Source organism: Microcoleus sp. BM001215392, from assembly GCF_036700185.1.
Classification (GTDB): Bacteria; Cyanobacteriota; Cyanobacteriia; order Cyanobacteriales; family Microcoleaceae; genus Microcoleus.
The window spans coordinates 1-12,682 of sequence record NZ_JAUBOJ010000208.1; the positions used below are offsets into that span (position 1 = coordinate 1).

10 protein-coding genes are annotated in these 12,682 nt (G+C 46.6%); 5 read left to right on the forward strand and 5 right to left on the reverse strand.

Annotated elements, in window-relative coordinates:
* Positions 1 to 286: 286 nt before the first annotated feature.
* A complete protein-coding gene (locus tag QT974_RS20725; protein WP_333470310.1) occupies positions 287 to 1,486 on the reverse strand; it encodes a phosphoglycerate kinase in 1,200 nt (399 codons plus the stop codon).
* A gap of 185 nt (positions 1,487 to 1,671) precedes the next feature.
* Here QT974_RS20725 and QT974_RS20730 point away from each other — a divergent pair, with 185 nt between their 5' ends.
* The 3 genes from QT974_RS20730 to QT974_RS20740 all read left to right on the forward strand — a co-directional run bounded on the left by QT974_RS20730 (position 1,672) and on the right by QT974_RS20740 (position 5,095).
* A complete protein-coding gene (locus tag QT974_RS20730; RefSeq protein WP_293131349.1) occupies positions 1,672 to 2,082 on the forward strand; it encodes a universal stress protein in 411 nt (136 codons plus the stop codon).
* Positions 2,083 to 2,551: 469 nt separating this feature from the next.
* Complete coding sequence (ylqF, locus tag QT974_RS20735; RefSeq protein WP_333470311.1) at positions 2,552 to 3,418, forward strand: ribosome biogenesis GTPase YlqF; 867 nt, start codon at positions 2,552 to 2,554, stop codon at positions 3,416 to 3,418.
* Between the two features lie 63 nt (positions 3,419 to 3,481).
* Positions 3,482 to 5,095, forward strand: coding sequence for an adenylate/guanylate cyclase domain-containing protein (locus tag QT974_RS20740; RefSeq protein WP_333470312.1), 1,614 nt, complete (start codon positions 3,482 to 3,484; stop codon positions 5,093 to 5,095).
* A 138-nt stretch (positions 5,096 to 5,233) separates the two neighbouring features.
* On the opposite strand, the gene QT974_RS20745 is transcribed toward QT974_RS20740, so the two are convergent.
* Positions 5,234 to 6,052 carry an MOSC domain-containing protein gene (locus QT974_RS20745; RefSeq protein WP_333470313.1) on the reverse strand — a complete coding sequence of 273 codons (819 nt, stop codon included), beginning with the start codon at positions 6,050 to 6,052 and terminating at the stop codon, positions 5,234 to 5,236.
* 215 nt (positions 6,053 to 6,267) lie between these two features.
* Between QT974_RS20745 and QT974_RS20750 the strand changes: the two genes are divergently transcribed.
* Positions 6,268 to 6,981, forward strand: coding sequence for a carbonic anhydrase (locus tag QT974_RS20750; RefSeq protein ID WP_333470314.1), 714 nt, complete (start codon positions 6,268 to 6,270; stop codon positions 6,979 to 6,981).
* Between the two features lie 114 nt (positions 6,982 to 7,095).
* On the opposite strand, the gene QT974_RS20755 is transcribed toward QT974_RS20750, so the two are convergent.
* Positions 7,096 to 8,283 carry a tetratricopeptide repeat protein gene (locus tag QT974_RS20755; protein WP_333470315.1) on the reverse strand — a complete coding sequence of 396 codons (1,188 nt, stop codon included), beginning with the start codon at positions 8,281 to 8,283 and terminating at the stop codon, positions 7,096 to 7,098.
* Between the two features lie 429 nt (positions 8,284 to 8,712).
* Between QT974_RS20755 and QT974_RS20760 the strand changes: the two genes are divergently transcribed.
* The gene (locus tag QT974_RS20760) at positions 8,713 to 8,982 is read left to right on the forward strand and encodes a GlsB/YeaQ/YmgE family stress response membrane protein (RefSeq protein ID WP_293131370.1); all 270 of its coding nucleotides are present in this window, start codon (positions 8,713 to 8,715) and stop codon (positions 8,980 to 8,982) included.
* A 269-nt stretch (positions 8,983 to 9,251) separates the two neighbouring features.
* Here the strand turns inward: QT974_RS20760 and sppA are convergent, their stop codons facing one another.
* Entirely contained in the window at positions 9,252 to 11,072 is a 1,821-nt protein-coding gene (sppA, locus tag QT974_RS20765) for a signal peptide peptidase SppA (RefSeq protein WP_333470316.1), read from the reverse strand.
* Between the two features lie 383 nt (positions 11,073 to 11,455).
* Positions 11,456 to 12,505 carry a type 2 isopentenyl-diphosphate Delta-isomerase gene (fni, locus tag QT974_RS20770; RefSeq protein ID WP_333470317.1) on the reverse strand — a complete coding sequence of 350 codons (1,050 nt, stop codon included), beginning with the start codon at positions 12,503 to 12,505 and terminating at the stop codon, positions 11,456 to 11,458.
* Positions 12,506 to 12,682: the final 177 nt, after the last annotated feature.

Sequence of the window (12,682 nt, forward strand, 5' to 3'; positions counted from 1 at the left end):
CCGTGGGGTCAATGCTTCAATCTAAAATCTCAAATCTCAAATCTCAAATCGATTGTCCTTCAATAACTCCAATATAAAAGGTTTGATCGTTCGGAATGCGAGTCCGCATCCATAGAAGGACTCGCATTCCGAACGATCGAACCTTGATTAAGCTGGTTCTAGTGGAGACCGTATAAGCCGGCAGAAGGCAGAAATTTCAATAGCATAGCAAACTAAAAAATAAACTTTTTTTAATTGACAATTATCTTGAATTCTGCCTTCTGTCTTCTACCTGCTATCCGAAGATTTAAGCTTCATCTAAAGCCGCAACACCAGGCAATTCCTTACCTTCTAGCAGCTCCAAACTAGCGCCGCCACCAGTAGAAATGTGGCTCATTTCTGGCCCCAGATTCAACTGTTCCACAGCCGCCACCGAGTCACCGCCACCGATAATCGTGGTAGTACCAGTCTTAGTAATTCCAGCCAAAGAATGAGCGATACCTTCAGTTCCCGCAGCAAACTTCTCCATCTCAAACACGCCCATCGGCCCGTTCCAGATCACAGTTTTGCAATCAGCCAAAGCATCTTGGAAAGTTTTCACAGAATCCGGGCCAATGTCCAGACCCATCCAACCGTCGGGAATGCTCTCAACGGAGACAGTCTGAGTGTTCGCATCAGCAGCAAACTTGTCAGCAACTATCACATCAGTAGGTAACAGAAAAGTAACTCCCCGTTCCTTCGCCTTAGCTTCCAAAGACTTCGCCAGTTCGAGCTTGTCATCTTCCACCAAAGACTTGCCAACGTTCAAACCGCGAGCTTTGTAGAACGTGAACACCATGCCGCCACCCAGCAGCAATTTGTCACACTTTTCGAGCAGTTTTTCGATAACTCCAATCTTGCTGGAAACCTTAGAACCACCGATGATAGCAGCTAAGGGGCGTTGCGGATTGTCGATCGCACTACCGAGATATTGCAACTCCTTCTCCATCAAAAACCCAGCCACAGAAGGACTCAGATACTTAGTCACACCCTCAGTAGAAGCGTGAGCTCGGTGAGCCGTCCCAAAAGCATCATTGACATACAAATCAGCAACAGAAGCCAACTTCTTCGCAAATTCCGGGTCATTTGCTTCCTCTTCTGGGTAGAAGCGGACATTTTCCAACAAAATGACATCGCCATCAGCCATCGCCGCCACAGTAGCAGCCACTTCATCACCGATGCAGTCATCAGTCTTTTTGACTTCCTTCCCCAACAATTCCGACAACCGCTTAGCAACCGGAGTCAAGCGCAACTTCTCCGTCACACCCTTGGGACGCCCGAAGTGACTGCACAAAATCACCTTAGCGCCCTTCGACGCCAAATCCTCAATAGTCGGCAGAGCAGCCCGGATGCGAGTATCATCGGTGATACTGCCGTTGTCGAGCGGCACATTAAAGTCCGCCCGCACCAATACCCGTTTCCCCGATAAGTCCGATGCCGATAAATTTGCTACAGTTTTTTTTGTCACTGGATTAACCTCCTAATATTTGTGTTTTTGTCTAATTCCGTTGAAATGGCGGCACTCGTCACTTGCACTTGGGGCCTCGGGCGCATTCAACCGCACCCGTACAAAAAACGGAAGATGAAACAAACGGCACTGATTTGGCTCAACGTAAACATTTTATCGGAGTCCGTGTCCGGGAAATGCGAACTATGTTCAAGACTGTCTTATTTCCTGTAGATCAAAGCCGAGAAGCCCGCGAAGCGGCGGAAAAGGTTGTCAATATTGTGAAAACCTACGGCTCTCGTTTAGTTATTCTGTCGGTAGTCGAACCCCCAGCCGAGGAGGGTGAGGCGCCGCGAGAGGTGATGAGTTCCCCCGAAGCAGTCGCCAAACTGCTGTCTGAAGCCCAGTCGATGTTTTCCCAGCAGGGAATTGAAGCTGAAATCATCGAACGAGAAGGCAAACCTGCTTTCACGATTTGTGATGTGGCTGACGAAGTTGGGGCTGATTTGATTGTGATGGGCTGTCGGGGCATGGGTTTAACTGACGATGGGGCGTCTGACAGCGTTACCAGTCGGGTGATCAATCTGTCTCCTTGTGCAGTTTTGATTGTGCCTTAGTCAGTTGTCAGTTGTCAGTTGACAGTTGACGGTTGACCGTTGACGGTTGACGGTTGACCGTTGACGGTTGACCGTTGACCGTTGACCGTTGACCGTTGACGGTTGCCATTAAACCACTAACAAATAACAAGTAACAACTAACAAGTAATAACTAACAACTAACAGACATCTCCAAAAATGAATCTGAAATCCTTATCCTGCTTAGACTTATCTGTAATTTATGGAGATTTCTAACAAGTAACAACTAACAAGTAACCAACAGTCAAAAGTCAACAGTCAGCAGTCAACAGTCAGCAGTCAACAGTCAACAGTCAACAGTCAGCAGTCAACAGTCAGCAGTCAACAGTCAGCAGTCAACAGTCAACAGTCAACAGTCAACAGTCAACAGTCAGCAGTCAACAGTCAACAGTCAGCAGTCAGCAGTCAACAGTCAGCAGTCAACAGTCAACAGTCAACAGTCAACTAACTAATGAAAATTCACTGGTATCCCGGTCACATAGCCAAAGCTGAACGGGCATTAAAAGAACAGCTAAAGCGAGTAGATGTGGTGCTCGAAGTCCGAGATGCTCGCATTCCACTAGCGACTTACCACCCCCAAATGCCCACCTGGGTGGGCGGTAAGGCGCGAGTGTTGGTGATCAACCGCATGGACATGATTACGCCTAGAACCCGCGATGCGTGGGAAACCTGGTTTGAATCTCAGGGCGAAACTGCTTATTTTACTAACGCCGAGCACGGCCAAGGAGTACACGATGTTTCCGATGCTGTCCAGGAAGCTGGGGTGCAGCTAAATAAGCGTAGATTCGATCGAGGAATGCTACCCCGTCCAGTCCGCGCCGTGGTGATGGGCTTTCCCAATGTCGGAAAATCTGCTTTAATTAATCGCCTGTTAGGGCGCAGAGTGGTGGACAGTGCTCGTAGAGCTGGAGTAACTAAATCGCTCCGATGGATTCGCATTTCTGACGAAATTGAGTTATTAGATGCCCCCGGAGTAATCCCCACCCGGATTAACAATCAAGAAAATGCCATAAAATTAGCTATTTGCGAAGATATTGGCGAAGCAGCTTACGACAATCAGGTAGTAGCCGCAGCTATGGTAGATTTGCTCCGGGAGCTACAGGCTGCCGATGACTCCTCGATCTCAGTATCTGGTTTCAAATCCAGGTATAAATTAGATTTAGGATCTAGTAATGGTGAAGATTATTTGCACGAGGTAGCAAAAGACAGGTATAAAGGAGATGTCGAACGAACGGCGCGGCAGATGTTAAACGATTTTAGAACAGGTGTTTTGGGTCAACTGACTTTGGAGTTGCCGCCCGATCTATCGGACTCGTAGAAGATTTTATCTGATGAATTCAAGTCTTATCAAAGCCTTGAAAATTCAACAGCGGTGCTATTTATGAATGAATTGAATCTGGAACTGCAAATCAATGGAATCATCGAAAAAACCGTCCCTGTCGAGGGTGACGAATTTATTATCGGTAGGTTGCTAGAATGCGATTTGCAACTGCCTTTTTCTGACATTTCCCGGCACCACACCCGCTTGTTTAAAATAGCTTCAGGGGAGTGGCTGGTTGAGGATATGGGCAGTACCAACGGGACGCTACTGAACAACAGTCCCCTCAACCAACCTCACTTAGTCAATCAGGGTGATATTATTTATTTGGGACACCGGATCAATCTGATTGTCGTTTTGCCCGATCGCTCCGACCCCCAACTTCCCGAAATCGGCACCATGCCCGAAGGAGTTACCATCCTCGGCAAAGCCAAAGAACTGCAAAAACAGTGGATAGAACCAGACACTAAAATCGAAAAAAACTACGAACAAGCTATCTCGCGCTTAAAGTATTTGGTCGATATTGCTAAGTATTTAAACACCGCTGAATCCATCGAAGCAATTTTCGATCAAGTCCAGCAAATCGTGTTCCGCGACATCAAAAACATCGAACGTTTAGCGCTATTAATAGACTTTCAAACGAACGGCGAGCTAGAAGTCGTTAAAACTGCCGCCAGACCCACTGCAAAAAATAAATATATCCCCGCTGACGGCAGTTGGATCGGCCGCACTATTTGCCGCAAAGTATTGGAGGAACAAGTTGCTCTCAAAACTGCCGACGCTCAGTTTGACGAACAGTTTGACGACAATATAAGCATGATCGATAAAGGAATTCGCACGGCGATAGCTGTTCCTTTGTGGGATGAAAATACAGTTTTTGGAGTGCTTTACGGCGACGCTCAACTGACTTCTAGAGAGTGGCATCTGGGCGGAGATGAAGACTTGAGCTTTTTTTCAGCTTTAGGAAATATCGCCGCTTCTAGCGTGCAGCGGTGGCTGCTGACACAAAAACTCCGCACCCAAGAAACTATGCGGCAAAGATTGGAACGCTATCACTCTCCGGCTGTGGTGCAGCATTTAATGAATACGGGGACTTTAATTGACCACCGCCTACCGCCTGTGGAACGGGAAATCAGCATTTTGTTTGCAGATATTGTGGGCTTTACTGCGATGTCAGAACGCTTGAGTCCCCCTGAAATTGCGCGGTTGCTCAACAATTTTTTTGAAGAAATGCTGCAAGAAGTTTTTGGGGAAGCAGGAACTTTAGATAAGTTTATTGGAGATTGTATTATGGCATTTTTTGGAGCGCCGGAACCACAGCTCGATCATGCCGATCGCGCTGTGGCGGCAGCTTTGGGAATGCTCAACCGTCTTGATGAACTCAATGCAAATAAAAGTTTGGGCGAACCGCTGCAATTACGGATTTCTATTAACAGCGGCAAGGCGATTATTGGGGATGTTGGCAGTTCTAAAAGAGTTGATTATACGGTGTTGGGTTCGACTATTAATCTGGCTGCTCGGATGGAGGGAATTTGTCAGCCTGGAGAATGCGTGGTGAGCGAAGCTACTTACAAGTTGCTGCGATTACCTCAAAGTTTTGAGCCGATGGGAGATTTCCGGTTTAAAGGAATTGACAGACCGATCGCAGTTTATAGTACCAACCGAAATCTAAGGTGATTGGTCATTAGTCATTAGTCATGAGTGATTAGTCATGAGTCATTGGTGAGTCATTGGTGATTGGTGATTGGTAATGGCGACGTTTAGGTCAGAAGGATTGAGTTATTAGTCAGGAAGGCAAAGTCCTCCTAATTTGTTTTAGCGATCGGAAATGGTATTAAATACGGATTTACTGACGCTGACAATTTGAACTTCATCTCCTATATGTACTATTTTTCCGGCTGCTTGATGTGGCACTCGCGTCTTGACTATCAGCCGACCAAACTGATTTGAATTTCCTGTTTTTACCAAGTAAGGCATGATTTCTTTCTGCTTGGCTATTAGTAAATTTTTAAAATTGGGAGCAGCTTCTTTCACCGTAGAATTTCGCGCAGAGATGAGACAGGGATGACCGGGATTAACAGCTTCAAATATTACGGAGCCGATTTTAAACCTGACTACTTCGTCAGCTCCTCCGAAAAGTTGGTCTTCCCAAAAAGCTGGGACATCTCCTATTTCAATATTAGCTCGCAAGCGGTGGCGCATTTCGTTAACGCAAACTCTCGGAAACCAAGATGCAACTTGGGCAATTGTTTCGGTACCAATCATGGTTAGCCCGGGTGCTGCGATATCTTCGGGAAAGCCTGTGAGCAAGTTTTCAATTAACTTGACGGGGAAACCGAAGTAGTTGCTCAACCAATATTCTATTGCGGGGCGTTCTCTATCTACATGAAAAAATATTTCTTGTTCGGTGTCTTGAATTTTCAGACCCGCAATTCTATTTTTCATGTCAAATGATAGGCGCAAAAAATCGACTCCACTGTTGCGCTTACTGTTTACAAATGCTCCGGAAAGATCGCAGATTGCAAAAGAGCGATCGCCGGATAGAGCTCCGCTGGCAAGAATAGTAGCTTGACTGACTGCTATGCCGTCAAGGGACTTGACCGGATAGAGATGAATGCTGGCGACGTAAGACATTGTGATTCATTGATAAACAATTGTTGTTTTAGATACACTATAGCATCCTCGGTCGCCAGAAGTATCACAGCCGTTGACTTAATCAAAGAAAAAGAGGCCTGTTTTTTGAAGTTTAAATTTAGGAGCTACTTGTAAAGAAAAAGTAAAGAAATCTCGCTCAGCTTATGGTAAATATCATACTAATAAATATAAATAATTAAATAGAGTTGCAAGTAATGACCGACTCAAAAAAAATAGGCAAGATGTCGAGGCGGAGTGCGATCTGGATCTCAGGTGCAGGGGCGCTGGTGGCAACCATTGCACCAGGACTGTTCAAAACTGAACCCGCCTATGCAGAAGCAGCAGTCTCAAACATCACTCCTGAGGCCGCACTCAAGAAATTGATGCGGGGAAATCAGCGGTATATTGACCAAAAAAGAACATTTCCCGACCAAAGCCGATCGCGAATTACCGAAGTAGCAAAGGGTCAACATCCGTTTGCAACCATCCTGGCTTGTTCTGATTCGCGGGTAACACCCGAAATTATTTTCGACCAAGGATTGGGGGATTTATTTGATATCCGAGTAGCTGGAAATTTTCTCGACGACGGCGTTCTCGGAAATATGGAATATGCCGCATTAGAATTAGGCGTTCCGCTATTAGTAATTCTTGGTCACGAACGCTGCGGTGCTGTGAAAGCAGCTTTGGATGGTAAAGCTGTCCCGGGTCACATTAGCACTTTGGTAGCGGCGATTAAACCAGCCGTTGATGCTACAAAAAATCAATTGGGCGATGCTTGGGATAACGCAGTCAGAGCTAATGTAAAAATGAATGTAAAAAAATTAAAATCTGCGTCGCCTATTTTGGCTGAAGCAGTGAAAGCGGGCAAGCTGAAAGTTGTTGGGGCGCGCTACGATTTGGACAGCGGCAAAGTAGAGATAATTGCTTAATTTTGCTGGTAAGTTTCATGATTTGTAGGGGTAGTGGATGGTGCGTGCTTACCCCTCAGGATCGAGGGCAACCACGGGGGGATTGCCCCTACAAATTATTTTGTAACAAGTTGTTTAAATCAAACCCATTTCTTGGAGTCCGCGGCGCAGGCGTTCTGCTTCAAAGGGGCGGCGCTGTTCGTGAAGGGCGATCGCTCTTTTGAATTCTGCTAGACTTTCGGGCATTTTGCCAATTTTCAGCAGCGCTACTGCCAAGTTTTGATGGGCTTCGGCGTGTTCGGGATCGATTTTAATCGCTTGTCGGTAATAGGCGATCGCATCTACCAAATTTCCGGCTGCTTTCAAAGTCAGTCCTAAATTGTAGTGGCCTGCTGCAAAATTGGGGTCGATTTTTAAAGCTGCTTTGTAAGCTTTTTCTGCTGCTTGCAAATCTCCTTCATCTTTGAGCAAATTGCCCAAATTATTGTAAGCACCTAATTTTAGTGCCGGGAAAACATCTGTATTAATTGCGGCCTGATAGTGTTCTTTGGCTTGTGCAAATTGCTGTTTTTGGCGGTAAGCAATGCCTAAATGATAGTTGAGTTCGTAAACAATAGAATCATCAATTGTCGCAGCAGCCAAGCCTCTGGTTAATAAATTAATTCCCCGCCCGATTTGCCCGCTTTCTACGTACAGGGCGCCTAATTTGCTGCACGCATAAGCATCGTTTGGATAATAAGCTATATAGCGTTCCATTGCTGCTTGAGCTTTTTGGAATTTACCTTTGGCGGCGATCGCATCTTTGTGATAACCAGAATGCCAAATCGCCACATCGGGGAGAGAAGCGACTTTCCATTGCGGTTCCCGCTGCATAATCTCAGCCGCGCTGTCGTCTACCATGGCGTGGTAAGGGCGAGAGAAGCGGATGCCGGGGCGATTGCGAAACAAGCGCGACACCAGCGAATAAGGCGATTGAGATGCACCGATTTCTTGGCGGATGAGATTGATTAGCAACAGTCGATCGCTCTTAATTGCCAGCAGCATCTGAGGTACAATCTCCGGTACCAGCACCTCATCGGCATCCAAAACCAAAATCCAGTCGCCCTGGGCGTATTTCAGAGACTCGTTGCGGGCCACTGCGAAGTCGTCGCACCATTCAAAGTCATAAACTCTCGCCCCGGATGCTCGGGCTATTTCACGGGTGCGATCGCGCGAACCAGTATCTACTACAACTATTTCATCTACAACACCCTTCACGCTGTCCAAAGTCCGCGACAGTGTTGCTTCTTCATTTTTCACGATCGTGCACAGTGTCAGATTCATCGGGGGCAAACTTTCCTAATTTGACTGAATTATTGTAATTTTTTTTACCAGTAAAACACAAAAACACGAAAAATTGTTCTTTAACTTTGCTTCGGGTTTAATTATAAGTATCTTTGGGCACACCCAAATTTGGTTGTACTAACCCTGGATGACGGCTATGAGGTTTTGAGCTTGTACAAATACTAGCGGTGATTGCTTCGGGGCTAAATAACTAAAGCCTTATATGCTATATAAGTCAGGCTTTTTTTCTGGATTGTTATTTATTTTATAACTCTTTTGATACATTAAAAAACTGCAAAATCGGAGGGTGCATGAGAAATTCTACCACTTTTGGTTCCTCCCTGCGGTAGAGGAAAGGAGAGAAGATTGGTTGTTATTCTTAGAACATAAGACAAGGCAGACAAAAGTTAAACACTCAGGAGAAAAGAAATGGGAATTATTGCTTGGATTGTTTTAGGACTGATTGCCGGTGCGATCGCCAAAGCCATTTATCCGGGAACTCAAGGCGGCGGTTTTGTGGCAACCACAGTTTTAGGAATTATCGGCGCGCTGGTGGGAGGTTATTTAGGCCAAGTCTTTGTGGGGACTAGCGCGGGAGCATCCTTCGGAGCATTAACTCTACCCAGCATAGCTTTTGCAGTCATCGGCGCGATCGTGGTACTTTTCGTCTGGGGATTGCTGACTCAGCGTGCTGCATAATAAATATTGCCAATTCGCAGTCGATCGACTTATAGGGTATTCATAAACCCGGTTTCTTGAGGAAACCGGGTTTTTCAATATCGGACTCGGCGGTTGAAACTCGGCGGTTGAAACTCGGCGGTTGAAACTCGGCGGTTGAAATTCGGCGGTTGAAACCGCTACTACACAGACAAAACCCGCCTCCGCGGGTTGAAGAGTAAAGACAAACTCGGCGGTTGAAACCGCTTCTTGTCAGACAAAACCCACTCTAAGCGGGTTGAAGAGTAAAGTTAATTAATCCGCAAGTCGAAAGGTAAGCGAACGTAAATCCCTTGCGGGTCATTCATCGACTTGATAACAGCCAATTCATCCTGCATTTTCTTAACTTCAGCCGTCAGCGGGTCGAGTTTGGTGGCTGGTTTCACAACGCGAACGCCGGATATTCTTTCCAAAATTCGCTCTTCCAAACTGCGGCGTTTTGGATATTCTTCTAACTGCCAATCGTCGCCTAGTTTAGCTTGCTTAGCCGCTTCTCTAACAGCATCTTCTAGGCCGCCAATTTCATCGACTAAACCCAACTGTTTTGCAGCCGTACCAGACCAAACTCTGCCTTGAGCAATTTCTTGCACCTTGTTTTTTGGCAGTTTGCGGGAGTCGGCGACTTTGGTGATAAATCGATCGTAAATGCGATCGACTATTCTCTGAATATTCGCCAATTCTTGAGGATTTTTGGGGCGGGAAACCGTGTTAGTATCCGCAAAACGGGCGGTTTTTACCACGTCCCAAGTTATGCCGTTGTTAGCAGCCAACTTTTCGGCATTGAACAGCATCCCAAAAACGCCGATGGAACCAGTAATCGTATTGGCTTCAGCAAAGATTTTGCTAGAACCCATCGAAATCCAATAGCCGCCGGAAGCTGCTAAATTGCCCATCGACACGATAACTGGCTTTTTTTTGCCCGTCAGCGCGACTTCCCGCCCGATGACTTCCGCAGCCGTCACGCTGCCTCCGGGGCTGTTGACGCGCAAAACTACTGCTTTGATGTCGTCATCTTCTCGGATTTTGCGCATTTCTTCAGCGATGCGATCGCCCCCTACTTGAGTCGGGCCGCCTTCGCCGTCTACAATCTCACCTTCAGCGTAAAGCACAGCAATCTGGTTTTTCTTGTGAGCGCGAGTGGAGTTTTTACTCTCAGCAACTTTGGCGTAGTTTTTCAAACTTATTTGCTTGAAAGATTTATCTTCGGCATCGGTTCCTGTTAGTTTTTTCAGTTCAGTTGCAATTTCATCAAAGTAGACAACTTTATCAACTAACTTGCTTTTGAGAGCTTCGTCAGCCATCAAAGTTCCACCATTATCTGCAACCGCTTGCAGTTGGGGAACAGTCAATTTGCGGCTCGGCCCGACTGTTTTTAGGTATTCGCCCCAAATATCTCCCAGCAATTTTTGGGTTTGCTGGCGATTTTCCGGGCTCATTTTTTTGAGCAAAAACGGTTCGACGGCTGACTTGTATTTCCCGACGCGAGTCACTTGCACTCCCAAGCCGTATTTCTCGAAAGCACCGGTCAAAAACATTGATTGACTGCTAAAACCGTTGATTTCAAGAGATCCGTAAGGATTGATAGCAATTGTATTTGCAACGGAACCGAGGTAATAATCTCGCTCGCTCCAGTCCATTTCGTAAGCAAAAATGGGTTTTTTGGCATCTCGGAAACGCTGTAATGCCGATCGAACTTCTTTGAGATTAGCAAACCCGCTGCTGCTAGCATCCGAACTGCCTTCGAGATACATCCCCACGATTTTCGGGTCTTTTTTCGCAGATTCGATCGCATCTAAAACAGTGCGCAGCGTCACAGCATCGCCGGATTCATCCGAAAGCGCTTCTTGAATCGCCGCGCTCGTGCTGCGGCTCGGTTTGCTATCGGTGATATTTAGAGAAAGGTCTAATACCAATACCGACTTATCTTTTACTTGCGGGCCCGAATCTTTAGACGACGATGCCGCCAGAGCAATTAACATTACCAGTCCTCCCAATCCGATGCCGCCCAGCAGCAACAATCCGAGGAAGGTTCCCAGCAAACTTGCACAAGTATATTTTAGGAAATCTTTCATTTAGATAATTAGTCAGTTGACAGTTGACAGTTGACGGTTGACGGTTGACGGTTGACGGTTGACGGTTGACTGTTGACGGTTGACTGTTGACGGTTGACTGTTGACGGTTGACTGTTGATAGTTGGTAATTAGCAGTTGGTAATTAGCAGTTGACAGTTGCTAATTAGCAGTTAACCGTTGGTAATTATTAACATTTTGTAATTGACAGTTGTTATTTCTTACTTTTTTTATCTCTCCCAATAATCAGTAACTAATGACTACTGCCAACTGCCAACTACCAACTGACTACTGCCAACTGCCAACTGCCAACTGCCAACTGCCAACTGCCAACTGCCAACTGCCAACTGACTACTGCCAACTGCCAACTGCCAACTGACATACTTTTATCTTAACCTTTCCAAAACCCCAGAATGTTTCAACTCATCCAAGTTAGCGCAGCCCGTACAAAACATCACAGTAGCGATTTCTGCAATTAAAACCTCAGCTAGAACACCTGCTGCTGATTCCGATGCTGCGGCTGCTTCCAGAAACGACCGCGCCAGCCCCGCCACATCCGCGCCCAAGGCGATGGTTTTCGCTGCATCCAAGCCGTTTTGTAAGCCCCCAGAGGCAATCAGGGGAACATCTGGCGCTACGGCGCGGGTGCTGACAACGCACTCGGCTGTCGGGATTCCCCAGTCGGCAAAGGTGGCGCCCAATCTGCGCTGCTTGCCGTCTTTGGCTCGTTGTCCTTCTATTTTCGCCCAAGAAGTGCCTCCGGCTCCGGCAATGTCGATCGCGCTTACTCCAGCCGATCGCAATTTCTGTGCCATTTTTCCCGAAATACCGTTACCTACTTCTTTTGCAATCACGGGTACTGGTAATTTATCGCACAATTTAGCAATTTTTTCGAGCAGTCCTTTAAAGTTAGTATCGCCTTCAGTTTGAACGCACTCTTGCAGCGGATTGAGGTGCAAAATTAGGGCATCTGCTTCGAGAATATCGATTATTTTTTGGCACTCTTGCAAACCGTAATTGTAGTTTAATTGAACGGCTCCAATATTAGCAAATAGCAGAATATCGGGAGCGCGGCGGCGGACTGCAAATGTCGGAGCAAGTTGAGGGTTTTCGACAGCGCATCGCTGGGAACCGACGCCCATTGCGAGTTTGTATTCCTGAGCGACATCGGCGAGGCGATAATTGATTGTCTGGGCGAGTTCTGTGCCGCCTGTCATTGAGGAAATTAGCAGGGGAGCGCCTAGTTTTTTGCCGAGAAATGTGGAGGTAAGATCGATTTGGGTGCGATCGAGTTCTGGCAAACAACAGTGAGCAAAACGGTAGTGTTCCAGTCCGCTGGTAGTTTCGCGAAATTGTACGTCTTCTTCGAGACAGATCCTGAGGTGGTCTGCTTTGCGGGTTTGGGTTTGCGAGGGCGAGGTTAGCGGCAAGTTCACAGTGGCTATTGGGGGAGAGAGTTTTGATTGGGAAATACAGTAATTTTATTTGATTTCTGAGATTTTTTTAGAGAGCATCCCGTTTTTTGTAGGGGCGAAGCATTCGCGCTGAAAATCTCTTATATAGTCGATAGGATACAGGCGCGAATGCTTCGCCCTTGCGGATATGTTTGCACA

Coding starts and splice junctions, on each gene's coding strand:
- QT974_RS20730 (WP_293131349.1), top strand. CDS start 1,672: ATGTTCAAGACTGTCTTATTTCCTGTAGATCAAAGCCGAGAAGCCCGC.
- ylqF (WP_333470311.1), top strand. CDS start 2,552: ATGAAAATTCACTGGTATCCCGGTCACATAGCCAAAGCTGAACGGGCA.
- QT974_RS20760 (WP_293131370.1), top strand. CDS start 8,713: ATGGGAATTATTGCTTGGATTGTTTTAGGACTGATTGCCGGTGCGATC.
- QT974_RS20740 (WP_333470312.1), top strand. CDS start 3,482: ATGAATGAATTGAATCTGGAACTGCAAATCAATGGAATCATCGAAAAA.
- QT974_RS20750 (WP_333470314.1), top strand. CDS start 6,268: ATGACCGACTCAAAAAAAATAGGCAAGATGTCGAGGCGGAGTGCGATC.
- QT974_RS20755 (WP_333470315.1), bottom strand. CDS start 8,283: ATGAATCTGACACTGTGCACGATCGTGAAAAATGAAGAAGCAACACTG.
- sppA (WP_333470316.1), bottom strand. CDS start 11,072: ATGAAAGATTTCCTAAAATATACTTGTGCAAGTTTGCTGGGAACCTTC.
- QT974_RS20745 (WP_333470313.1), bottom strand. CDS start 6,052: ATGTCTTACGTCGCCAGCATTCATCTCTATCCGGTCAAGTCCCTTGAC.